Here is a 25006-nt window from a genome sequence, read left to right on the forward strand (position 1 = left end):
ATCGCATTTTTGTGAACAAAAGAGACGCTATTATGCATTAGTGAAATCGCTTAACGACGGGTAAAGATAACGTTCTATTTGTCTGTATAACGATGAAACTTGTCATTCAATTTTAATAACTACTATTCATTCAGAGGTCTTTATGGGCAGTACCGGAAGTGTCAGTGCGTGGGATGAAGCGTTATTAATTGCCGCTATTCAATATCCTGTTCCTATTATTAAGGGGCCTGAAGATATTCAGGTTCAAGTGCAGCAGATTTGTAAAACAATCGATTCAACTAAAGCCGGTTATCCTGACTTGGATTTTATTGTATTTCCTGAATATTCCGTTCAGGGATTAAATACCAAGATCTGGACTTATGATGAAATGTTATTATCGCAGGACGGTCCAGAAGTTGACTGTTTTCGTCGAGCTTGTATTCGCAACGATATCTGGGGTGTGTTTTCCGTAATGGAACATAATGAAGATCCGTCGCAGCCACCTTATAACACTGCGATAATTATTAACAGCAACGGTGAGATTGTATTGCATTACCGCAAGTTGCAGCCTTGGGTGCCGATTGAACCCTGGATGCCGGGTAATTTGGGCATGCCGGTTTGTGAGGGGCCTAAAGGTTCAAAGCTGGCGGTGTGTATTTGTCACGATGGTATGTTTCCAGAATTGGCGCGCGAAGCCGCCTATAAAGGCTGTAACGTTTTTATCCGCATTTCCGGTTATTCTACCCAAGTCAACGACCAATGGATCTGGACTAACCGCACTAATGCTTGGCAGAACTTAATGTATACCGTATCGGTTAATCTGGCAGGCTACGATGAGGTTTTTTATTATTTCGGTGAAGGTACGATTTGTAATTATGACGGTAACATTATCCAGCAAGGGCAGCGTAATCCGTGGGAAATTGTCACTGCTGAACTGTTCCCGCGTTTGGCGGATAAGGCTCGTGAGAACTGGGCGTTAGAGAACAGTATTTTTAATCTTGGTTGTCGAGGTTATGTTGGTAAACCTGGAGGAGAGAGAGCTAATTATTTGACTTGGGTGCGTGATTTAGCAAACGGTGAATATAAACTACCTTGGGATGAAAATATCCGTATTCGTGATGGCTGGAAATATTATCCAGAAGGTGTGAAATTGGGGCCATTACCGAAAATTGATAAGTAAGCTGAGAGGCTGATTGTGGAAATATAGGATGTAATGATTATCGGATTGGCCGATGATATTTTACCTCCCATTATGTCCTATATTTATTGATTTGAATATTTTATTGGATAACTATTATAGCAAGGTGATTTTTTATTATATTTTTATTAATCCCATTGTGTTTATTAATTGGTTGTATTACTAGTTTAATATTAATTTATTGAATGGATTAATCATATAATATGATGATTGAGAATGGTTTTAATTTTTGTGTAAATTGGACATATAAAATCTAAATTTAATTTAATTGAGATATAAATAACTATTTATTTCTTTGCCGGGAATTATTTCGCTGATGATAATAACATTGATGCCATTGAATTTGGTGGCTACATTTATGCCTGCGGTTGTTCCGGCCATGATGTGATAAAACTGATGGGCTACCATGCAGTCATCAACGGTGGAGAGGGCAATGATCACTTGATAGCCGCAGCGATTTCGAAGTTCAGTGAGTTTGATACTTTTATCGCTAATTAACCGGTTTCCTACATTAATTCCGTATTGGTATTAAGAAAACGATGAATTGCCTTTAACACTGCGTCTGGTTTTTCTGCGTGAACCCAGTGATCGCAACCTGCGATAACCCAAGCTTCGGCTTGTGGAAATTGTCTGGTGATATCATTCCGGTACTCTTCCTGGATATAAGAGGAAAGGCCACCACGAATAAACAGGGCCGGGCGAGGCCATGTAGGGATTTCTTGCCAGCCGATGATCTTTTCATACTGGTTAATTAATGCCGGTAAATTGAATTTCCATTCCCCCTGATGGAATGATTTCAGTAAAAACTGAATGACACCTTCTTCCTGAATATTTTCTCGCATAATCTTAGCAGCGTCTTGACGGGATTTCACTCCGGCTTCTGTCACTTTGTTCAGTGCGGTAAAAATTTGGTCATGACGGCGAACCTGATAGGCAACGGGGGCTATATCAATAAGAACAATTTTTTCTATCCGCTCTGGTGCTAATGCGGTCATTGCCATCGCGATCTTACCGCCCATTGAATGACCAATAATAAGGGTGGACTGAATTTGCAGATGATCCAGCAGGGAAATAACATCTTGTGCCATATCGTGGTAATCCATGTTGTTTGCCCGTGGAGATAGACCATGATTGCGTACATCGACTTGAATGACAGGATAGTATTGCTGCAAATCACGAGCCAAAACCCCAAGATTATTGAGATCACCGAATAACCCATGGATTAATACCACTGGGGTAGAAGAGAGCGGATTTTCCGGTATCTGAATATGGTAATTTAACAGGTTGTCTAATTTCATGATGAGAATTGTTTTCTTTCAGGTATTGATATCATGCCGTGTATATTGTTGCTTAAATTATAAAAAAGCAACCAGGCTGTACAATTATAGTTAATAATTTCTTATGATTACATCGTTTTCAAAATGTTCATGTATCAAAAATTTGTTAATTTTTTTATGGTAATACTTAATGGATTGAAAAATAAACATTCTTCGAGTAAATAATATTTTTAAATGGAAAGTTTTAAATAACTTGTGAGATGATTATTGGTTCAATCATCTTAGTGAGGTTATTGATTGTGTGTTTATGTGATCTGTATCTTAAAAAATTGTGTGTTAATTTTAATTTTTTGTGAAAAAATGATGAAAATTTACTTTATGTTTTATTAAATAAAGGTATAAAGTACATTTAACAAAAACTACATCGTTCTAATAAGAATAAATAGAATCTGATTTATACTATGGATTAGGGAATTAAGAAGTGAAGAAAAATTTACTAAAGAGTCTTTATTTTCAAGTTTTGCTCGCAATAACTATCGGTATACTTCTGGGGCATTTCTATCCAGAGCTTGGTACAGAAATGAAGCCATTGGGTGATGGATTTGTTAAATTAATCAAAATGGTTATTGCTCCTGTTATTTTCTGTACTGTTGTAACCGGCATTGCAGGTATGGAAAGTATGAAAGCTGTTGGTAAAACGGGTGCTATTGCACTGGTGTATTTTGAAATAGTTAGCACAATTGCTTTGATTATTGGGCTAATTGTTGTCAATGTTATGCAGCCTGGTGCTGGGATGAATATTGATCCCTCTACGTTAGATGTTAAAGCGGTATCCCTATATGCGGAGAAGGCTGCTGAACAAGGGATAATAGCATTTTTACTTGATGTTATTCCGGCCAGTGTCATTGGGGCGTTTGCCAGTGGTAATATTTTGCAGGTCTTATTATTTGCTGTGTTATTTGGTTTTGCACTTCATCGTTTAGGAGAGAAAGGGAAATCAATCTTCAATATTATTGATGGTTTTTCGCATGTTATTTTCGGTATTATCAATATGATAATGCGATTGGCTCCTTTAGGCGCTTTTGGTGCAATGGCATTTACCATCGGTAAATATGGTATTGGTACGTTGGTACAATTAGGACAATTAATAGTTTGCTTTTATATCACCTGTATTCTTTTTGTCATATTTGTTTTAGGGACAATCGCAAAAGCGACAGGATTTAGTATATTCCGGTTTATTAATTACATTAAAGAAGAGTTATTAATTGTATTGGGAACATCATCTTCTGAATCTGCATTGCCGCGTATGTTAGATAAAATGGAGAAAGCGGGATGCCAGAAATCTGTTGTTGGGTTGGTGATACCGACGGGATATTCCTTTAATCTGGATGGTACCTCCATTTACCTGACAATGGCTGCGGTATTTATTGCTCAAGCAACAAATACTCATATGGATATTGTGCATCAAATAACGCTATTGGTTGTATTACTTTTATCTTCTAAAGGTGCTGCTGGCGTAACAGGTAGTGGGTTTATTGTATTAGCTGCGACAATTTCTGCTGTTGGGCATTTACCACTAGCAGGGCTGGCATTAATACTGGGAATAGATCGTTTCATGTCAGAAGCCAGAGCTTTAACGAATCTAATTGGTAATGGTGTTGCAACGATTGTGGTCGCGAAGCGTTGTCGTCAGCTTGATGAAGGCAAATTAAACGAAGTGCTAAATGCCAAGTAAGTAAATTTTTAAGTTTTTATCTATTCGATGACCAATTAATAAAATAATGCCGGCCTTGTGTCGGCATGAATTCTAATCAATGAAGACCAGCAGCAATTCATACTATTCTCCCGCTGATATGCATACGTAACTTACTTTCAATTTATTGGGATCTAAAGTGTGAACCAAGCCTTTTCGGCGTTTTTTGTTTTTTGATTGCGATTTTTCTTGTTGCAAGTACTGTATGTATGGACTCACTAAGCGGTTTTAACACCACAACGACAGCAATAACCCGCTCTATTGGTGAGTTTCAGTTTGACTGTGTGACTATTACCCCCGCGTTAGAGTTTATTCCAATTTAGTTCGATTTAGGTGGATTTAGTATGATTGCTTGCTGTTATTGGGTTTTTGGTGGATTTGTTTAGGTGGGTGTAGTTAAGGGTGGCGTCCCCTGCTGGAATCGAACCAGCAATTAGCCCTTAGGAGGGGCTTGTTATATCCATTTAACTAAGGGGACGTAGCTTTATTATAACGGCTTTTCATTCATAATATAAGGTGTTATAAACTGTTTGCCTATTTAGTGATCGCTTGAATTGAGTACCATTCAAGTTGGATTGTCAGTAATATTTACATTATTGATGATCATCGGCGAGTCGAGCAACAAACTGATTTGCCGAATCTAGAAGGTTATTATTTGGAGAGATGTATGAAGTATCGTTTGGGCGGAATCGCTCTTACCGCCGCATTACTAGTGGGATGCGCTAATTCATCTGATACTGTTGAACAGGGGCGTTCAGACCCATTGGAAGGTTTTAACCGTACAATGTTCAACTTTAATTATGATGTTCTTGACCCTTATGTTTTACGTCCAGTCGCGGTAGCGTGGCACGATTATGTGCCGATGCCTGCTCGAAATGGTTTGGGTAATTTTCTGAGTAATCTCGAAGAGCCGGCTAGTATGGTAAACAGTTTCTTGCGTGGTAACCCATATCAGGGGATGAAACATTTTAATCGTTTTTTCCTGAATACCATTTTGGGTATGGGGGGGCTGATTGATGTTGCAACGATGGCAAACCCTAAATTGGCAAAAGAAGAGTCAAAACGCTTTGGGAGTACCCTAGGCTATTATAAGGTGGGATATGGTCCTTATGTTGTATTACCGGGCTATGGCAGTTTCACCCTACGTGATGAAGGGGGAAATTGGGCGGATATGACTTATCCAATGCTGAGTTATCTGACTATTTGGATGTCAGCCGGCAAGTGGGCATTTGAAGGTATTGAAACCCGTGCTCGTTTACTGGATTCTGATGGCTTGTTGAAGAACTCATCAGATCCTTATTTGATGATGCGTGAGGCTTATTTCCAGAGCCATGATTTTATGGCAAGAGGTGGTAAGCTGGAAGCCACGAAAAATCCGAATGCGGAAGCATTACAGGATGATTTGGATAGTATTGATTGAAAGTCGTTATTTGATTGTTAACTTTGTAGATAAAAAAGGATAGCAGTGGAGCTATCCTTTTTTAGGGCTGCATATTATTAGAATGCGTAGTTGAAGTTCACACCGTAAAGCCAAGCAGAACCTTTAGCTTCGAATTCATATGGTACGTTAGTTGGATCAGATTTGTTTTCAGATAATCTCTCTTTGACAGTGACTTTCTGACCATGCATATAAGAAACACCTACATCAACAGAAGCATCTTTGTTAAATGCATAAGTTGCACCAGCGCTCAGCCAGAAACGATCTTGATCTGGAATAGAGATAGAACGGTTTTCAGCAGGGATCGGGCTGTCATCAAAGGCGATACCCGTGCGGAATGTCCAATTGTCATCGTGATAATAAGTTGTACCTAAAGCAATACGGTAGGCATCTTTGAAGCCTTCATGTTTACTAAACAGGACGGAGCCGTCTTTTTTGCTAGTCCCTTTTAGTTCATCAAACTCACTCCACCCTGCATACGCTAGGCTATAGTGGATAGCCCATTTAGGTGCTACACGGTTATAACCAGAAACTTCCCAGATATCTGGCAACTTGAGATCCAATTTACCGCCAACGGTTTGACCGCCGGTAGCAGGTAAATGCACCCCCGCTCTTTCCAGCATTTTACCTACCTGAACAGGTACGTCATTCTTATAATCACCGTCTTTAAACTTAATTTTAACTTTAGAACGGTAAGTCAAGCTGTAACGGTTATTTTCATCCACTTCATACATGATGCCCGCGTTCCAGCCATAACCCCAATCTTTGCCTTCTAGGTTAGCAACTTCATCTGTTGGGTTTATGGCGCCTCGCAGTTTCTGCGACAGAATACCTGCATGACGGACAATTTTTGCATCCGCATAAACCGCGTTCAGCCCTAAACCAAAGCTAAAGTGATCATTCAGACGATAAGCACCGCTCAGATTGAAGTTCAACGTTGTCAGGTCAGTTTTACCGCCGATGGGCCCTGCTTCATAGTTATTGCTAAAATTGGTTGCCAGGCCGAAGTTGGTGGTGACCGAGGTCCCAACAAACCATTGATCATCGATTGGCATAATGAAATGTATGTTAGGTATCCAAGCGGTAGGAGCAATATTTTTAGCGTTAGTACTTTTGCCCGTTATTGGGGATTTACCGGTAATGTCAACATCAGGGTTGATATAGACAGCACCAATGGAAAATGATGGGCGATCAAACAGCGTCATTGCTGCTGGGTTACGACTTCCTACCGTTGCGTTATCAGCAACAACGCCTTCCCCGGAAAAAGCACGGCCCAAAGCCGAAGTAGAAAATTCATTTAACTGGAAACCAGCAGCGCCAGCATTTGATGAAATTATTGCCACTGCAACCGCTAATGCTGAACGGGTGAACAGGTTTTTCTGGTTCATAACCAAAACCCTCTTGTTTATTATTTAACTATGCCACTTATCTTATCAAGGAGCGCAGGATTGTAGGGTCGGTTTGCCTCGCTGACAAATCAGACCAGTCGTGAAGTATAGGTCTGATAACAGTTGGTGTTGCAAGGATGTTTTCAAAATATTACCAAGTTGATATCAAAAACGCGACTCAGTTAACAAAAAAATGATTTTTGATATTAATAAAAATGTTTAAAAATGATTTTTTAAGATCAAATTTCGGCAGATAAATATACTTTAAGGGGTAGAACGAGTTTTCCGGTAGTTTAAGAGAGATAAGATATTAAAATTCATTATGAATATTTGAGTAATGAAATTATGACTGATGTAATAAGCCAGTGTCGCACAAAAGCAAAAGCTTGCGAACATGTTCGAATAAGCATTGAAACCATTTAGCCATTAAATAAATTAAAGTTGCGCTTCCTCTCATTTTTGGTTTATTCAGGTTTGCTATTTATAAACATTACGCTAACAATGATCTGTCAGGTCAGACCTGTCCAGGTTGGTTGAAGAGTTTTTTCAGTAATTTGATTCAGTTAACGATAATCTTTCAGGAGCCGTTATGAGTCGTCCTTTAACAAAAGTGACACATCAAGGTGATCGTATCGCCATTGTCAGTGGGCTACGCATTCCATTTGCTAAACAGGCAACATCGTATCACGACATACCGGCTGTGGATTTGGGTAAATCAGTCGTCAGCGAACTTGTGACAAGGAGTGGTTTACTCCCTGAAAAGATTGACCAACTGGTGTTTGGGCAAGTAGTGCAAATGCCTGAAGCGCCGAATATTGCCCGTGAAATCGTTCTTGGTACTGGGTTAAGTGTGAGTACTGATGCTTACAGTGTATCCCGTGCATGTGCCACTAGTTTCCAGGCGATTGCTAATGTGGCTGAAAGCATTATGGCTGGCACGGTGAATATCGGGATTGCTGGTGGAGCAGATTCTTCGTCTGTATTGCCGATTGGTGTGACTAAATCCTTGGCTCGTACTCTGGTGGAGATGAATAAGGCTAAAACGCTATCGCAACGCCTAAAGTTACTTAGCCGCCTTAAATTTCGTGATTTATTGCCTGTATCTCCGGCGGTAGCGGAATATTCGACGGGTCTGCGTATGGGAGATACCGCGGAACAGATGGCGAAGACTTACCGTATCAGTCGAGAAGATCAGGATGCATTAGCACATCGCTCCCATATTCTGGCAGCAAAAGCTTGGGAACAGGGATTGTTGGTTGATGAAGTCATGACAGCTCACTTCCCTCCATACCGTGAAGCATTATTTGAAGATAATAATATTCGTAAAAATTCTGTACTGACCTCTTATGCGAAGCTGCGTCCGGCATTTGACCGTAAGTACGGCACGGTCACTGCTGCAAACAGTACACCGCTGACGGATGGTGCAGCGGCGGTCATATTGATGCGTGAATCAGTGGCTAAGGCGTTGGGAATAAAACCGCTTGGTTATCTGCGTAGCTATGCATTCTCGGCCATTGATGTCTGGCAAGATATGTTATTAGGGCCGTCATACGCCACGCCAATAGCGCTCGATCGTGCAGGTATTACACTGAAAGATCTAACTTTAATCGATATGCATGAAGCTTTTGCGGCTCAGACACTGGCAAACCTGAAAATGTTTGCCAGTGATGAATTTGCTCGTAATAAATTAGGGCGTGCTCAGGCAATTGGTGAAGTCGATATGGACAAATTTAATGTCTTAGGGGGTTCAATCGCTTATGGGCACCCATTTGCAGCAACAGGAGCTCGTATGGTGACGCAGGTATTGAATGAGTTGCGTCGTCGTGGCGGTGGCCTTGGGCTGACAACAGCTTGTGCTGCTGGCGGGTTGGGCACAGCTATGGTATTGGAGGTGGAATAATGACTCAGGCTCAGCATGATGCTGCACCCATCACTACGGGTACAAACCAAACTGCTTCTGTTTTCAGTTTTGATGTCAGGCCAGATAAGATCGGCATTATCACCATTAATGTACCGGGAGAAAAGGTAAATACGCTAAAAGCAGAATTTGTTGATCAATTTCTGAATGTTTTCAAGCAAGCTCAGCAATCTTCTGGTCTTAAAGGATTAATATTGATTTCCGGTAAGTCGGATACGTTTATTGCTGGTGCTGATATTTCTATGATTGCCGGATGTAAGACCAAAGAAGATGCGCGAGATTTGGCTGAAAAGGGTCAGAAACTATTTTCTCAGATAGCCAATTACCCCTTGCCTGTCGTAGCAGCAATTCATGGCGCTTGTTTGGGGGGCGGTTTGGAATTGGCGCTTGCATGTCATTGGCGTGTATGTTCACAGGATGATAAAACTCGTCTTGGATTACCGGAAGTTCAACTTGGGTTATTACCCGGCTCTGGTGGTACTCAGCGGTTGCCAAGGCTTATTGGTGTTAGTTCAGCGTTGGATATCATTCTGACAGGTAAACAGCTACGGGCGAAACAGGCATTACGGCTCGGATTGGTGGATGATGTTGTGCCGTTGGATATTCTGCTAGACATTGCTATCGAAAAAGTCAAAAAGGGTATTCCTGTGCGTAAGCCTTTGCCGTGGCAACAGCGGCTATTAGTTGGCCCCGTGGGAAGATACTTTTTGTTTAATATTGTTCGTAAAAAGACACTGGCGAAAACTCGTGGTCATTATCCTGCACCTGAACGAATTATTGAAGTTGTCAAAGAAGGTCTTGAAAAAGGCATGAGCCAGGGTTTACGGGCTGAGGCGGTAGCATTTGGTGAACTGGCAATGACACGGGAATCTGCTGCTTTACGTAATCTGTTTTTTGCTGCAACTTCGTTGAAGAATGAAACGGGGTCATCAGAGAAGCCGGCGGAGATCAAGCGCGTTGGTATATTAGGTGGTGGTTTGATGGGCGGAGGCATTGCGAATGTAACAGCCACTCGTGGCAAACTACCGGTGCGGATTAAAGATATTAATGAAAAGGGCATTAGCCAGGTATTGAAATATACTTGGGATTTGTTGTCCAAGCGGGTGAAGCAAAAACGACTACGCCCGGCAGAGTGTGCTCAACAAATGATGCTAATTTCAGGAACAGTAGATTATCGTGGTTTCGCACAAACCGATATTGTTGTTGAAGCAGTGTTTGAGGATTTGCCACTAAAACAGCAAATGGTGGCAGAAATTGAAACGAATGCTAAACCAGAAACCATATTTGCATCTAATACATCTTCACTACCTATCCATCAGATTGCTGAAAAAGCCCAACGACCAGAGCAGGTTATTGGTCTGCATTATTTTAGTCCAGTGGATAAGATGCCGCTGGTGGAAGTTATTCCACATCAAGGGACCAGTGAGAAAACGATTGCTACAGCCGTTTCTTTGGCGAAGAAACAGGGTAAAACCGCTATCGTGGTAGGTGATAAAGCCGGGTTTTATGTAAACCGGATTCTTGTCCCTTATATTAGTGAGGCCGCGCATTGCCTGGTAGCAGGAGAACCTATTGACCATATCGATGGAGCACTGGTTAATTTTGGTTTTCCAGTAGGGCCGATTAATTTATTGGATGAAGTAGGTATTGATGTTGGCACCAAAATCATGCCGATTCTGGTAGAACAACTAGGTCCGCGTTTTGCTGCGCCTGAGTCTCTCGATGCTGTACTGAAAGATGGTCGTAAGGGTAGGAAAAATGGCCGTGGTTTCTATTTATATGCCTCAGGGTCCAGAAAATTCTGGCAGTTTGGTAAGAAAGGCAAAAAAGTTGATAGCTCAGTTTATACCTTGCTAAATATAACACCTGAGTCGCACATGCTCTCGTCAGAAATTGCTCAACGTTGTGTGATGCTAATGCTTAATGAAGCTGTTCGTTGCTTGGATGAAGGCATTATCAGAAGTCCGCGTGATGGTGATATTGGGGCGGTATTTGGCATTGGTTTTCCGCCATTCTTTGGTGGTCCATTCCGTTATATTGATAGTCTTGGTTGTGCCAGAGTGGTGGAGATTCTGCGTAGGCTGGAAAGCCAGTATGGAGACAGATTTGTACCTTGTGAATGTTTAATGAAAATGGCTGAACAGAATAAAAGTTTTTATCCATAGTGGTGGCTTGTACTGTATTGATGAAAAGATGGATTCCGGTGCCGTGGGGCTCCGGAATTATATTAAGTGTTTTTGAATAAAAAAGATCTCTTTATAGGTTCAAACAACATCTATTGGGTTGTCGTTCAATCATTTTATTTGTTTTTGTTTTGAGTAGAATGCTTGTTCACCCTGTCTGAAATGTTTTTTGTAGAAACAATTTTTATTGTATAACTCAGAAGTGGGATAACTGCACTTACTCATTCATACGGTGGACTATGCAAATTTTTATTATGCGTCATGGTGACGCGGCTTTAGATGCAATTAGCGATGCTGCCCGGCAACTCACTCCTCGCGGTTTTGATGAATCGCAAAAAATGGCTTGTTGGTTAGCACAGCAAAAGCATCAGATTGATCTCGTATTGGTGAGTCCTTATATTCGCGCTGAACAAACGTTACAGATTGTTCGTAAATCCTTATCTTTGCCGGATGGTGAAGAGGTGTTGTTGGGATTAACGCCGTCAGGTGATGCTGCTACAGTGAGTAGTTATCTCCAGTTTCTTGCTGAGCAAGGTCATAACGCTGTTTTAGTTGTCTCTCACTTACCATTAGTCAGCTACTTAGTTGCTGAGCTATGTCCGGCAGAAACACCACCGATGTTTGCAACTTCTGCAATGATATGCGTGGATTTAAACAGCCAGACTGGCAAAGGGACTCTTGCCTGGCAGGTCAGTCCGTCTCAATTGGTAGCAAAAGCCTAATAATTCAGCGGCGTATTGGCTCAAGGCTCATCAAGTTCGATAAGCATCAATAGTGCGGCGTTACCTCCCCATTCCTTTGGCGCTTGATGAAAGGCTATGATATCTGGGTGTTGGGCTAACCACAGAGGTGTTTGCTGTTTGAGAATGTGTTTTCCGTGGCCGTGCATGATACAGGCACAATAGACATGTTCACGACGGCAAGCAGCGATCAATGCTCCAATTTCCTGTTTGGCCTGCATTTGAGTTAATCCGTGTAAATCAAGAAACAGTTCTGGCGAATAGTCACCTCGACGTAATTTCTTCAATTCATAATGGTTTGTATCTTCCCTTACGTAACGGGTAGGGCCCTCGGTATCAAGGTTGGGCTGAAATTCATCAGAAAAATAGTAGCTGGCATCAATTTGCTCTTGCTGAATTCGTTCAGGGGCAATATAGCTGGTTTTTTTTCTTCTGGGAGAATGTAAGACGGTATCCTGGTTGATGCGTTTAGTGCCTGTTACCGATTGTTGAAATAAGTGAATCTCTTCCTCATTCAGGGAGTATTTATTTTTCATCATTGCTCAGTTGATTAAACCATTTTGTGACAAGTGTACTGCATCTTTTTAACTATTAAACCTGATTATGTTTAATAAAACCTGATTTTACCGAGTTTGTGGTTTAAAAATGCTGATAAGAAGGTATATCCAGATAGTTAATAAAATAATTTGACAATGACAGTGGGTTGGAAAATAAATGTATATACAATTAAAAAACTGATTTATCAGATACAGACCAATACAGGATGCTGATCATGGTAATAGAACTGTGTGATACTGATATCATCTGGCGTAATGCAAGACTGGCAACAATGGATCCTGCTGTTAATGCAGCTTACGGATTATTAAAAGAATATGATCTTGTGGTGCGTGATGACAAAATTTTAGCTATTTTGCCCACTGCAACATTACAGACGAGTCGTTGCCAGGTAATTGATGTCCAACAACGCTTAATTACCCCTGGTTTAATCGATTGTCACACCCATTTAGTGTTTGGTGGTAACCGGGCTTATGAGTGGGAACAGCGTTTAAATGGTATGTCCTATGCTGAACTCAGCGCTCAGGGAGGGGGGATTAATGCGACAGTTTCTGCGACTCGGGCCAGTTCTCATGAGCAACTTGAGCGTTCCGCGCAACAACGACTTGCTGCATTTATGGCCGAAGGTGTGACCACTATTGAGATTAAATCGGGTTATGGATTAAATCTGGAAAATGAAGAAAAGTTGCTACAGGTTGCGCAGCACTTGGCGCGACATAACCCGATCGAGATCAGCCCCACATTGCTTGCTGCTCATACTTGTCCACCTGAATATAAGCATAATCCCGATGCTTATATGGATCTGATTTGCGAAGATATCCTTCCACAACTTTGGCAAAAAGGGCTGTTTGAGGCAGTAGATGTTTTTTGTGAGAGTGTAGGATTTAATCTGGCACAAACTGAGCGACTCTTTCAGGAAGCACAGCGTTGGAACATTCCAGTAAAAGGTCATGTGGAACAGTTATCTCATTTAGGCGGGAGTGAACTGGTCGCTCGCTATCATGGTCTTTCTGTGGATCATATTGAATATTTAGATCAGGAGGGAGTTGAGTCGCTCAGTCACAGTGGTACGGTAGCTGTTTTGCTTCCTGGTGCGTTCTACTTTTTGCAGGAAACACAGCGCCCTCCTATTGATTTATTGCGGCAATTTAATGTGCCGATAGCTGTATCTACCGATTTTAATCCTGGAACCAGCCCATTTGCTTCTTTGCGAATGACCATGAATATGGCATGTGTCCAATTTGGATTGACTCCTGAAGAGGTATGGTTAGGTGTAACCCGACATGCGGCTCGTGCATTGGGCAGAGAACAGCGTCACGGACAGTTGCGTGCAGGAGCTTACGCCGATTTTGTTGTCTGGGATGCAGAAAATCCCGTTGATATTTTCTATGAGTTGGGGCATAACCCTTTGAATACCAGAGTATTTCGTGGTGTTATGACTCATTCCAGCATATATAACAGATAAGGAGCGGTAAATGAATTTATGGCATGCTACTTCGCCGACTATTTGGCAAGGACGAAATGATTTGGCAGAAGCGGATAATGCACTCCGGCTTTTTCAAACAGTTAAAGTATCTCCGTATTTTACGCCGGAAGAATTTTCTCACTATATTGCTCTCTTAGGGTTTGAATGTGATGAAGGTGTAAAGCGCAATCAGGGGAGGCCTGGTGCCAATCAAGGCCCTGATTATTTGCGGCAGTCGTTGGCAAATATGGCTAGTCATAAAGGGCATGATAGATTGGTGGATTTGGGAAGCGTTCGTGCTAATCCCAATCAATTGAGTGAAGCACAACAATCCTTGTCTGATGCCGTTACCCAATGTCAATGTCAGAACGTACGTACCTTGGTATTGGGTGGTGGACATGAAACGGCTTTTGCTCATGGTGTTGGCATGTATGATGCTTTTCCACATCAACGTGTTGGTATTATTAACTTTGATGCTCATCTCGATTTACGGCGTTCGCCGCAGCCCACTTCTGGTACACCATTTCGTCAACTTGCTGAATATTGTCAGCAACATCAACGTCTATTTCACTATACTTGCATTGGCGCAAGTTTGGCGTCTAATACGCAGGCATTGGTGGATGAAGCAAATCGCTTGAACGCTACGATTATCTGGGATAATCAATGTCGTGAAACTATGCTGGACAAGGTACAACAGCAGATACAAGATATACTCCAGCAAGTTGATTTGATTTACATGACGATCGATTTGGATGTATTACCTGCTTATCAGATGCCAGCAGTCTCTGCGCCAGCCGCATTGGGGCTGCCATTGGAGCGCCTTCTGCAATTAATTCAGCCAATTTGTCAGAGCGGTAAACTACAGGCGGCTGATTTGGTTGAGCTCAATCCAATATTTGATATACAAGGTATAGGTGGAAGAGCAGCAGCACGTCTTGCCTGGCAATTAGCACATTGGTGGTATTGATTATCTAAAATAACAGTACTATTGTGTTTTCTATTTTGGCAAAGATAGCTTGATAAAGTGAGTGTAATTAATCACTTAACATTTTTACAGCATAAGGAATTTATTGTGACGACGCATTTATCAGGATCATTTGCCAAACCTGCGCCTCTGTATGCCAAAGTGAAACAATCTATCATTGAAAAAATCTACACCGGTGAATGGAAATCAAATGATCGTGTTCCTTCTGAAGCTGAATTGGTTAAACAGTTTAACTGTAGCCGTATGACTGCTAACCGTGCACTGCGTGAGTTGACCGCTGAAGGGCTATTAGTACGGCTGCAAGGCGTGGGATCGTTTGTCGCAGAACCGAAGGGGCAATCCGCTCTGTTCGAAATTCACAGCATTGCTGATGAGATTTCAGCTCGTTCTCATCAGCATCGCTGTAAAATATTAAAATTATCCGAGCTGGATGCGGATGTGAAACAGGCCGCTGAATTGGACATTATTGTTGGTACGCCGATTTATCATTCGGTTATTGTCCATTATGAAAACGATGTTCCTGTTCAAATAGAAGATCGTTATGTTAATGCCCAAGCGGTGCCTGATTATTTGCAACAGGATTTTACGAAACTTACGCCACACGATTATTTGTCAATGATTGCACCTCTAACGGAAGGTGAACATATTGTGGAAGCTATTGCTGGCGATCCTCGATCCTGCAAGTTGTTGCAAATTGAGTCAGGGGCTCCCTGTTTGTTAATTAGTCGCCGAACTTGGTCGACTCATTATACTGTTTCCAGTGCCAGGCTGTTATTTCCGGGTAATCGGTATAAATTGAAAGGACGTTTCAACTCATAGCTATATCCTCATAACTGATTTTTTTCCGTATGAGTTGATAGGGTTGCCATAGATCATTACCTTCATAATGGATTAATGCGATTTCACGTATTTTATCCGTTCCATTTATGGCAACCGTATTGGTAAGCGCATTAAATAAGGGGATGTCAGAGCCAGAATCACCATAGGCAACACATTTTTCCAAATTTAGCCCATGTTCCTGTACATATTTTTTCACTATCTGTAATTTACTTTCGGGCGTTAATATCTGTTCTGGATCAATCGATTCACGAAAAGGTAAAGCAGGAAAATTTGATGCAACAACGATATCAACCCCAAATTTTTTTAAATGTTGGGCAAAGAAGTCTGGTGATAGGGTAATGACCATAGATATTTCACCTTTGGTTCTGATATCGTCAAAAACCTCTTTTATTCCTCCAATCCACGGTGAGGCATGAAAAACTTTAGCAACGTCAGCGTACTGCAAGTTTGACCATAGACGTTGTAATTCAGCGGCAAATTTCTTGGTATCTATATCTCCTTGAGAAAATTGTTTTTCCAGCAGATGAAGCTCTGTCAGGCAATTCATTGTACGGGCAATTTCCAGACTTGCTGTGGTTCCTCTGAGAAGAGTGCCGTCCATATCAAAAACATGTAATACTTTCATAATAAACCTAAGTAATTTTTTCGTTATAGGGGTAGGGTAGGTTTGTTCGTGATGGTAAACATATAGGGATTACCTATCTTAGTAATCCCCCGCTTATTCAGTTAGCTCACGAATTAGGCGGCTTCTACTGCCAAGGTCTTAAGAACCGCTGAGGCGGCATAGTGACCACTAATCATTGCAGCAACAATACCTCTGAAAATTCCACAAGCGTCACCTGCAACCCATACAGGATAAGGGGAAGTTTCCAGGCTTAAATCGCCGTCAAGACTGGGGTACCAACCGACACCTTCCAATGTAGGCCCGACGATATGCGTATTTTCGTGATCGATTTCGGGAAATTTTTTAATGATATTACGCAATCCTTGTAACATCTTATCGAATAGCTCTTCGCCATAAATAGATGCAAGCTGTGTAATTATGTGAGCATTTCCTGCTAATATATCTTGTACTTTGATTCTAAAGTAAGAATCCTTTTGCTTCATGGCAGAAACAACATTGTTGAGTGTTCGGTCCGCGATATTTTCATCAAGAATACGTGTATTAAACCCAACATTAGATCGTCCTGTAGAAGGGCCGTCAGAATGACCGGAAACGGTCCATAAATCTTGGGTTTTTGTTAATACTGTTTCGCCATCCCGGCAAGCACAGAAAGTACGCCATTCAATAACGCCATCATCTGACCGAAACTTTAACTTCGGGTCGAGTTGTTTCATATTTTTAAAAAATGCCAAATCTTCTTGCTGTTCAATGCGGAACCCAACTTCCAACCGATTGAAAGATTGTTTTTTAACCAGGCTGGCAATCTCTAATGGACCAAATCTTCCACTAGCTAAAATGATTCGTCGGCATTCAATTTGATAAGTATTGGCATTTTTGTCTCTTAAATTCATAATCAGAGCATCTTTTCTTTTGACGTATGTATAAGACAGGAATTTAGTTTGTGTGATGATATCTGCATCTGCCGTTTGCACCATATCTTCAACAAGATTAATTCTATCTTCAAGAGACATATAATTAGAGGGATAATCTTTTAATACCCATTCCCCGGAACCTACTGTAAAGTCTTTGGGATTTGTTGGGAATGGTGGTGTGTCCAGACCATATGTGTTTAGCGTGGTGCATGTCCATTCATAAGCTTGCCGTAATTCCAGTTCATTTGGTAACTCCCAAAGTGCACTGGCAGAAGGAAAAAATGAGAATTTTCCGTCAGAAAACAGCCCTGCACCACCGTGTCCTTCGGTTATCTCAACGAGATTATCTTTATCGCGTTCATGAATAGCTTTGCCATTATCGATTAGTACAACTCGTAAACCTTTTCCTTTCAATTTCTGTACCGCAGCTAAACCTGCTGGGCCAGCGCCAATAACAGCGACATCATATACAGACATTTCTCTCCTCCATTCTTTAGTCAGAATTAATGTTCCTGGGAACATTTTCTATGAGTTGAGCATTGAATTATTTGTTCGGTTTTACGGAGTACATCCCGTTTTTTGCTAGAAATAGCATTCTATTCCGATTACCCTTATCAAATACGAAACTACTGGTATCGAAAATAGAACGTCTAAACTTGCTTTTCTGGTATTATTTGTCAATACCAATTTTGGGGTATCTTAATTTGTCAATGAATGGAGCGATTTATGAGTGAGAATGAGCGGCTATCCCCATTAAGACGTGGGCGTCCACGCGATAATGACACAACAAAAGCTGTGTTGAATGCTGCACTTGTTCTCGTTGAAAGTGGACGGATTGCAGATATTACTATTAACCATATTGCCTTGTATTCAGGCGTTGCGAAATCGACTATTTATCGTAGATGGCCGAATGTATCAGCAGTTTTAATGGATGCTTTCTTTGATGATATTGAACCTCTAATTATTTATGACAAACAGATGCCGGTGATAGAATCCATGCGGATTACCATTAAAAAGCTTATTGAAGTGTTGCAAAGTAAGCACGGGTTACTGTTTAGGTATCTGTTGGGATCAGCACAGTACGATACTGAGGTGAGAGAGGTTTTTATTCAGCGCTGGCTTGAACCACGACGACAGTTAGGAAAGCAGATTATTTTACATGCTATCGAGCGGGGAGAAATTTCTTCTCATACTGATCGTGACTTATTGTTAGACTGCATTTTCGGTGCTATTTACTACAAATATATGGTTTCTTTTTCTCTCGTTATACCTGAATTTGTCGATAAGGTTATTGATTGTGCGTTTGGTGGTTTGGCTAGGGATTAAATGCTCATTTCGATAAGAAATCTGACGGGGCCAGCAATGCCAGCCCCGTTAACCATAATCAGGTTATATTGATATATCCGTTATCTTTCAAGTTGCCTCTTTGTTGGCTGCACTCACTCACCCCGGTCACATAGTTATCTATGCTCCCGGGGATTTGCTCCCTTGCCGTCGCGATGCATCTTGCAATCCATAGGGTATATTCTCCTTAATTGACAGCGTGTTGATTATTTTTTCGCAGATAATGGAAACAGCTTCAATAATATTTTCATGATGATAATCATTAAGCAATGTAATCACTAATGGATTGACTGTCCATTGGGAGATATTATTATCTGGTATTTTTGTTATCAATTTACCCATAGCTAATTGAATTTCATCTGTATAATATGGCGTCATTTGACCAGCTTTAAATAGGGTAATATTGGTATGGACTAATTTCCCACTTAAATTACAGTTAGTCATTCTACATTCAAATGGTATTGCTTCTAAAACTTTATTAATATATACCTGTCATCCTTCAAGTTGCCTCTTTGTTGGCTGCACTCACTCACCCCGGTCACATAGTTATCTATGCTCCCGGGGATTCACTCCCTTGCCGTCGCGATGCATCTTGAAATCCATAGGATATATAATCTATCATAGCGTCATTACAGATAATCTTGCAATCTTTCAACACTCTTCCTCATGGAAAAATAATTAACATAATATTTATTGGCTAATGATTCACTTTCTATTAATTCTCTATATACTCAGGCGCATATATTTGTCACCAACCTTATTCTTATAAATTTACTTTTTGAAATTATTATTATCTTTATTTATCTTACTATAATCATAGTCTTTTGCAGCGTAATAATGATTGTCATTTAAATTGATGTCTATATTGTATAACAAGCTTTTTAATTAGAGCAAGATCGCTAATGTTTTTTTAATCACGAATAAAGAATAAATCAATTAATTCGGAGAAATAGTGCTAAAAAATTTTCTCAGTGGTCAAGTTGAGTAAAATACAGACAATGTAATTGCCGGCAAGGTAATGCCGTCATGATTACTCGTTCTGCTTTGAAAAAAGAGAGGACAGCGATCGAATACCATCATCGAAAAATGGATGAACTGGGTACGCAATACGGGTTATGACTGTAGTACTAGGAAAATCTTTCCTTCCTTAAATCATATTTTTGTAAAATTAATGTAAATAATTTGTGATTATAAACACAAAAATAAGAAAAATATGATTCCTTGATAATTGGAGAGAAATAATATTAACAAATTGATTCATAAGAAAATAAAAATAATAAACTCATCAATTTGTCATTTTAGCTAATGGTTTGGTCTATTGAATATACATGTATGTACAACTATACATTTAGCAAATATCTAAAGACCAAAAGGAGCCAGACCGTGACCGCCCAAAATAGTAAATTCCGTAATGTTGGTATCCGGGCACCCAGAGGAACACAATTAACAGCCAAAAGTTGGCTAACCGAAGCTCCTCTGCGCATGTTAATGAATAATCTTGATCCAGAAGTTGCTGAAAACTCTTATGAACTGGTGGTGTATGGTGGTATTGGTCGGGCTGCTAGAAATTGGGAGTGCTATGACAAGATTATTGAAACACTGAAAGAGTTGGAAGACGATGAAACGTTGTTAATCCAATCGGGTAAGCCGGTTGGGGTATTTAAAACCCATAGCAATGCCCCACGGGTACTTATTGCAAATTCGAATTTGGTGCCGCACTGGGCGACTTGGGAACACTTCAACGAGCTGGATGCTAAAGGGCTGGCTATGTACGGCCAAATGACGGCGGGTAGCTGGATTTATATTGGCAGCCAGGGAATTGTTCAAGGCACCTATGAAACGTTTGTGGAAGCTGGTCGCCAGCATTATAACGGTAATTTACAGGGCCGTTGGGTGTTAACTGCTGGTTTGGGAGGGATGGGGGGAGCACAACCGCTGGCTGCAACACTGGCTGGAGCGTGTTCGCTAAATATTGAGTGTCAGCAAAGCAGGATTGATTTCCGTCTACGTACTGGTTATGTCGATGAACAAGCGAAAGATCTGGATGACGCCCTGGCTCGGATCGAAAAATACACTCAGGAAGGTAAAGCCATCTCTATCGCACTGTGCGGTAATGCCGCTGAAATTTTGCCAGAATTAGTCCGCCGGGGCGTACGCCCGGATTTGGTCACTGACCAGACAAGTGCACACGATCCTCTCAATGGCTATCTACCGAAAAACTGGAGTTGGGAAGAATACCGCCAACGTGCTATTTCAGCACCGGAAGAGGTCATCAAAGCAGCAAAATCTTCAATGGTGGAACATGTTAAGGCGATGTTGATTTTCCAGCAACAGGGCATTCCTGTTTTTGATTACGGCAACAACATTCGCCAAATGGCATATGAAGTCGGCGTAGAAAATGCTTTCGATTTTCCTGGTTTTGTTCCTACTTATATTCGCCCGTTATTTTGCCGTGGTATCGGGCCCTTCCGCTGGGTAGCGCTTTCTGGTGATCCGCGGGATATCTATAAAACTGACGCTAAAGTTAAAGAATTACTCCCCGATGATCAACATTTGCATCATTGGCTAGATATGGCGAGGGAACGCATCAGCTTTCAGGGTCTACCTGCCCGTATCTGTTGGGTTGGTTTAGGGCAGCGAGCCAAGCTAGGGTTAGCTTTTAACGAAATGGTACGCAGTGGCGAACTTTCTGCACCGATTGTTATTGGTCGTGACCATCTGGATTCCGGCTCTGTAGCCAGTCCGAACCGCGAAACCGAATCTATGTGTGATGGCTCTGATGCCGTTTCGGACTGGCCGTTGTTAAACGCCTTACTTAACACCGCCAGCGGTGCTACCTGGGTTTCTCTGCATCATGGCGGTGGTGTCGGCATGGGTTTCTCACAACATGCCGGTATGGTGATTGTTTGTGATGGAACTGATGAAGCCGCAGAACGTATAGCACGGGTGCTACATAACGATCCGGCCACTGGGGTTATGCGTCATGCTGATGCAGGTTATGAAATCGCTATCCATTGTGCCAAAGAGCAAGGATTAGACTTGCCGATGCTTAATACAAAATAAGGAACATTATGAAGCAGCTAACTATTTATCCAGGCAAATTGACCCTTGATGAACTACGTCAGGTTTATCTACAACCGATAAAAATCATGCTGGATAGCCAAATTTTTCCTGCTATTGAACACAGCGTGGAGTGTGTTAATGCGATTCTTGCTGAAAATCGCATTGCCTATGGGATTAATACCGGGTTCGGGCTATTAGCCAGTACACGAATTGAAGAAGATAATTTAGAAAAACTACAGCGTTCGCTTGTCGTCTCTCATGCTGCCGGGGTCGGTGAAGCGTTGGACGATAATATGACCCGGTTGATCATGGTATTGAAAATTAACAGCCTCTCCCGTGGTTACTCAGGTATTCGTCTCGCCGTTATTCAAGCATTAATCGCGTTAGTCAATGCGGAAATTTATCCTCATATTCCCTGTAAAGGATCGGTGGGGGCTTCGGGTGATTTAGCGCCGTTGGCACATATGAGCTTGTTATTACTTGGGGAAGGGCAAGCGCATTATCAGGGCGAATGGCTGCCAGCCAAAGAAGCGCTGGCAAAGGCCAATTTACAACCCATTACATTAGCGGCTAAAGAAGGTTTGGCGTTACTCAATGGAACCCAAGTATCCACGGCTTTTGCGTTACGTGGGTTATTTGAGGCAGAAGATCTGTTGGCGGCAGCGATAGTTTGTGGTTCTTTATCCGTAGAGGCGGCATTGGGTTCCCGCAAACCATTTGATGCCCGTGTACATGCGGTACGGGGGCAACAGGGGCAGATCGATGTTGCCGCATTGTATCGTCATGTATTAGAGGAGAGCAGCGAACTATCAGATTCTCACATCAATTGCCCCAAGGTACAGGACCCTTATTCATTACGTTGTCAGCCACAAGTCATGGGCGCTTGCCTGACTCAGTTGCGCCATGCTGCTGATGTTATTCTGACTGAAGCTAATGCTGTATCTGATAACCCACTGGTGTTTGCTGAGCAGGGAGAAGTGATTTCCGGTGGTAACTTCCATGCTGAACCTGTTGCAATGGCGTCTGATAATTTGGCTCTGGTATTGGCAGAGATAGGCGCATTGTCAGAACGACGTATTGCGTTGTTGATGGATTCACATATGTCACAGCTTCCGCCTTTTCTGGTTGAGAATGGTGGTGTGAATTCAGGTTTTATGATTGCACAAGTGACGGCAGCGGCGCTTGCCAGTGAAAATAAAGCATTGGCACACCCGGCGAGTGTTGACAGTTTACCAACTTCGGCCAATCAAGAAGATCATGTATCAATGGCGCCGGCTGCGGGACGTCGTTTATGGGAGATGGCAGAAAATACCCGAGGTATTCTGGCAATTGAATGGTTATCTGCCTGCCAGGGGATCGATTTCCGTAATGGCCTGAAAAGCAGCCCGATTTTGGAAGAAGCGCGTGTTATCTTGAGAGCGAAAGTAGATTATTATGATCAGGATCGTTTTTTTGCACCTGATATTAATGCTGCTGTGAAATTATTAGCTGAGCAACATCTCTCCTCATTACTTCCTTCTGGACAGATATTACAGAGTAAAAATAACCGTTAAATAAGCCAATGGCCGGTGCCCGACCGGCCTGATTGTCACATTTATCTTTCTCATAAAACCCAATAATAAAAGATAAGAGGGTAAATCATGCAAGCTTCATTACAACTAGAGCGAGGACTCAACGCACGCCATATCCGGTTTATGGCGTTGGGTTCTGCGATTGGTACAGGTCTTTTTTATGGTTCTGCTGAAGCAATAAACATGGCCGGTCCGGCGGTATTGTTAGCTTATTTAGTGGGCGGTGCTGCTGTCTTTATGGTTATGCGTGCTTTAGGAGAAATGGCGGTCTACAGACCGGATGCCGGCTCTTTCGCCAGTTACGCTCATCAATATTTAGGCCCGTTACCCGGATTTATTACCGGCTGGACTTATACTTTCGAAATGATCATCGTTTGTCTGGCGGATGTGACTGCTTTTGGCATTTATATGGGGCTATGGTACCCGGAAGTGCCGCGTTGGATATGGGTACTTAGCATTATTTTCATTATTGGCGCGCTCAATCTTTGTAAAGTCAAAGTATTTGGCGAAATGGAATTCTGGTTATCGATTCTGAAAGTTGCTGCAATCAGCGCCATGATTATTGCCGGAACCGGTATTATTCTGTTTGGTTTTAGCGGCCATTTTCAGGCAACGGGGGTTCAAAATCTGTGGCAACACGGAGGGTTTATGCCTAATGGGTTGGGGGGCATTATTGAGTCTTTGGCTGTTGTGATGTTTGCTTTTGGTGGTATTGAAATCATTGGTATTACATCCAGTGAAGCTAAAAATCCGGCGAAAGTGATCCCGCAAGCGATTAACTCTATCCCGTTTCGCATTCTTCTGTTTTATGTACTCACTATTTTTGTATTAATGGCGATTTACCCTTGGAACAGCATCGGCCAAGAAGGTAGTCCATTTGTCGCAATATTTCAGGGATTAGGCATTGGTTCGGCGGCGAATATTCTGAATATTATCGTCATTACGGCGGCAATTTCGGCCATTAACAGCGATATTTTTGGTGCCGGTCGTATGATGTATGGTATGGCGGAGAAAGGATTAGCCCATAAAAAATTTATGCATTTAAGCCGTAACGGCGTGCCTTGGGTGACGATCATGGTTATGACACTGGCGTTATTGTGTGCTGTGGTTCTCAATTATTTGCTCCCTAAACAGGTATTTGTCATTGTTGCTTCGATTGCGACTTTTGCCACTGTGTGGGTCTGGTTAATGATTTTGCTATCTCAATTTGCTATGCGCAGAAAAATGTCACCGGGAGAAGCACAAAAATTACAATTCCCAGTACCGATGTGGCCTGTTGCGCCGATTTTGACCATCGTGTTTATGATATTTATTATTGCTGTTCTCAGTTACTTCCCTGCGACACGAATTGCGTTCTATGTGGGAGGTGTATGGATCGCGCTGTTAATATCCGCCTATTATTTATGGATACGAAAAAATGTCATTATTGTGAGCGCTCAATCAGCCAAAGAAACGCGGTGTTAAATAGGTAGAAACCAAACTAAACTGGATCAGTGGTTCGCCAGTTCGAAAACCTGCCATTGCTGCGGTTACAAAGAGCCGGAAATGCCGCTGCATAAGCGGATCTGGCAATGCCCGGTTTGTCATGTCGAACATGACCGCGATATCAATGCGGCGATCAACATCCAGCGCAAGGGCATACTGGAATTACAGGCGGCGGGACTCGTCGTTTCTGCCCACGGAGGCCAGCGTAAATCCGTCATATCGACGGTGGCGGCCTGAGAAGTGGGAAGCCTCGCCGTTTTTTACGGCGGGGAGCAGTCACTACTTAAA

19 protein-coding genes, 1 tRNA gene and 1 pseudogene are annotated in these 25006 nt (G+C 41.9%); 14 read left to right on the forward strand and 7 right to left on the reverse strand.

From position 1 onward, the window contains the following. Positions 1-142 precede the first annotated feature (142 nt). The gene (locus CKY02_RS06710) at positions 143-1159 is read left to right on the forward strand and encodes a formamidase (protein ID WP_112894690.1); all 1017 of its coding nucleotides are present in this window, start codon (positions 143-145) and stop codon (positions 1157-1159) included. Positions 1160-1683: 524 nt separating this feature from the next. Here CKY02_RS06710 and ybfF read toward each other — a convergent pair. Beyond that, the gene (ybfF, locus tag CKY02_RS06715; protein ID WP_112894691.1) at positions 1684-2475 is read right to left on the reverse strand and encodes an esterase; all 792 of its coding nucleotides are present in this window, start codon (positions 2473-2475) and stop codon (positions 1684-1686) included. Between the two features lie 460 nt (positions 2476-2935). On the opposite strand from ybfF, the gene CKY02_RS06720 reads away from it, so the two are divergent. Further along, on the forward strand, positions 2936-4189 hold the full coding sequence (locus tag CKY02_RS06720) for a dicarboxylate/amino acid:cation symporter (RefSeq protein ID WP_112876308.1): 1254 nt from the start codon (positions 2936-2938) through the stop codon (positions 4187-4189). Positions 4190-4610: 421 nt separating this feature from the next. On the opposite strand, the gene CKY02_RS06725 is transcribed toward CKY02_RS06720, so the two are convergent. Further along, positions 4611-4685, reverse strand: a tRNA-Arg gene (locus CKY02_RS06725). A gap of 189 nt (positions 4686-4874) precedes the next feature. On the opposite strand from CKY02_RS06725, the gene mlaA reads away from it, so the two are divergent. After that, the gene (gene mlaA / locus CKY02_RS06730; RefSeq protein ID WP_112894692.1) at positions 4875-5627 is read left to right on the forward strand and encodes a phospholipid-binding lipoprotein MlaA; all 753 of its coding nucleotides are present in this window, start codon (positions 4875-4877) and stop codon (positions 5625-5627) included. A gap of 77 nt (positions 5628-5704) precedes the next feature. Here mlaA and fadL read toward each other — a convergent pair whose 3' ends face one another. Continuing rightward, a complete protein-coding gene (gene fadL / locus CKY02_RS06735) occupies positions 5705-7033 on the reverse strand; it encodes a long-chain fatty acid transporter FadL (RefSeq protein WP_112894693.1) in 1329 nt (442 codons plus the stop codon). 589 nt (positions 7034-7622) lie between these two features. Here fadL and fadI point away from each other — a divergent pair. From fadI to sixA, 3 genes are all read left to right on the forward strand, one after another. After that, entirely contained in the window at positions 7623-8933 is a 1311-nt protein-coding gene (gene fadI / locus CKY02_RS06740) for an acetyl-CoA C-acyltransferase FadI (protein ID WP_112894694.1), read from the forward strand. Beyond that, positions 8933-11116: a fatty acid oxidation complex subunit alpha FadJ gene (gene fadJ / locus CKY02_RS06745; RefSeq protein ID WP_112894695.1), complete on the forward strand. Its 2184-nt coding sequence runs from the start codon at positions 8933-8935 to the stop codon at positions 11114-11116. The genes fadI and fadJ overlap by 1 nt, the downstream gene beginning before the upstream one ends. A gap of 257 nt (positions 11117-11373) precedes the next feature. Continuing rightward, the gene (gene sixA / locus CKY02_RS06750) at positions 11374-11856 is read left to right on the forward strand and encodes a phosphohistidine phosphatase SixA (RefSeq protein WP_112894696.1); all 483 of its coding nucleotides are present in this window, start codon (positions 11374-11376) and stop codon (positions 11854-11856) included. A 20-nt stretch (positions 11857-11876) separates the two neighbouring features. On the opposite strand, the gene smrB is transcribed toward sixA, so the two are convergent. Further along, on the reverse strand, positions 11877-12410 hold the full coding sequence (gene smrB / locus CKY02_RS06755) for an endonuclease SmrB (protein ID WP_112876302.1): 534 nt from the start codon (positions 12408-12410) through the stop codon (positions 11877-11879). A gap of 236 nt (positions 12411-12646) precedes the next feature. Between smrB and hutI the strand changes: the two genes are divergently transcribed. From hutI to hutC, 3 genes are all read left to right on the forward strand, one after another. Then, a complete protein-coding gene (hutI, locus tag CKY02_RS06760; RefSeq protein WP_112894697.1) occupies positions 12647-13894 on the forward strand; it encodes an imidazolonepropionase in 1248 nt (415 codons plus the stop codon). 10 nt (positions 13895-13904) lie between these two features. Further along, positions 13905-14861: a formimidoylglutamase gene (gene hutG / locus CKY02_RS06765; RefSeq protein WP_112894698.1), complete on the forward strand. Its 957-nt coding sequence runs from the start codon at positions 13905-13907 to the stop codon at positions 14859-14861. A 105-nt stretch (positions 14862-14966) separates the two neighbouring features. Continuing rightward, the gene (gene hutC, locus CKY02_RS06770) at positions 14967-15698 is read left to right on the forward strand and encodes a histidine utilization repressor (protein ID WP_193493081.1); all 732 of its coding nucleotides are present in this window, start codon (positions 14967-14969) and stop codon (positions 15696-15698) included. On the opposite strand, the gene CKY02_RS06775 is transcribed toward hutC, so the two are convergent. After that, on the reverse strand, positions 15688-16344 hold the full coding sequence (locus CKY02_RS06775) for an HAD family hydrolase (protein ID WP_112894699.1): 657 nt from the start codon (positions 16342-16344) through the stop codon (positions 15688-15690). The two genes, hutC and CKY02_RS06775, sit on opposite strands and share 11 nt — an antisense overlap. Positions 16345-16457: 113 nt before the next feature. Then, entirely contained in the window at positions 16458-17732 is a 1275-nt protein-coding gene (locus CKY02_RS06780) for an FAD-dependent oxidoreductase (RefSeq protein WP_162120018.1), read from the reverse strand. Positions 17733-17981: 249 nt separating this feature from the next. Here CKY02_RS06780 and CKY02_RS06785 point away from each other — a divergent pair, with 249 nt between their 5' ends. Beyond that, complete coding sequence (locus CKY02_RS06785; protein ID WP_167405276.1) at positions 17982-18581, forward strand: TetR/AcrR family transcriptional regulator; 600 nt, start codon at positions 17982-17984, stop codon at positions 18579-18581. Positions 18582-18719: 138 nt separating this feature from the next. Here CKY02_RS06785 and CKY02_RS25175 read toward each other — a convergent pair whose 3' ends face one another. Then, entirely contained in the window at positions 18720-19043 is a 324-nt protein-coding gene (locus CKY02_RS25175; RefSeq protein WP_193493083.1) for a hypothetical protein, read from the reverse strand. 939 nt (positions 19044-19982) lie between these two features. On the opposite strand from CKY02_RS25175, the gene hutU reads away from it, so the two are divergent. From hutU to CKY02_RS06805, 4 genes and pseudogenes are all read left to right on the forward strand, one after another. Then, on the forward strand, positions 19983-21662 hold the full coding sequence (hutU, locus tag CKY02_RS06790) for a urocanate hydratase (RefSeq protein ID WP_112894702.1): 1680 nt from the start codon (positions 19983-19985) through the stop codon (positions 21660-21662). An 8-nt stretch (positions 21663-21670) separates the two neighbouring features. Further along, a complete protein-coding gene (gene hutH, locus CKY02_RS06795) occupies positions 21671-23215 on the forward strand; it encodes a histidine ammonia-lyase (protein ID WP_112894703.1) in 1545 nt (514 codons plus the stop codon). Positions 23216-23302: 87 nt separating this feature from the next. Then, a complete protein-coding gene (locus CKY02_RS06800) occupies positions 23303-24697 on the forward strand; it encodes an amino acid permease (protein WP_112876293.1) in 1395 nt (464 codons plus the stop codon). A gap of 3 nt (positions 24698-24700) precedes the next feature. After that, positions 24701-24955: pseudogene (locus tag CKY02_RS06805) on the forward strand (zinc ribbon domain-containing protein); the annotation flags it as partial. Positions 24956-25006 lie beyond the last annotated feature (51 nt).

The sequence above is a fragment of the Photorhabdus bodei genome (assembly GCF_003287735.1).
Classification (GTDB): domain Bacteria; phylum Pseudomonadota; class Gammaproteobacteria; order Enterobacterales; family Enterobacteriaceae; genus Photorhabdus; species Photorhabdus kayaii.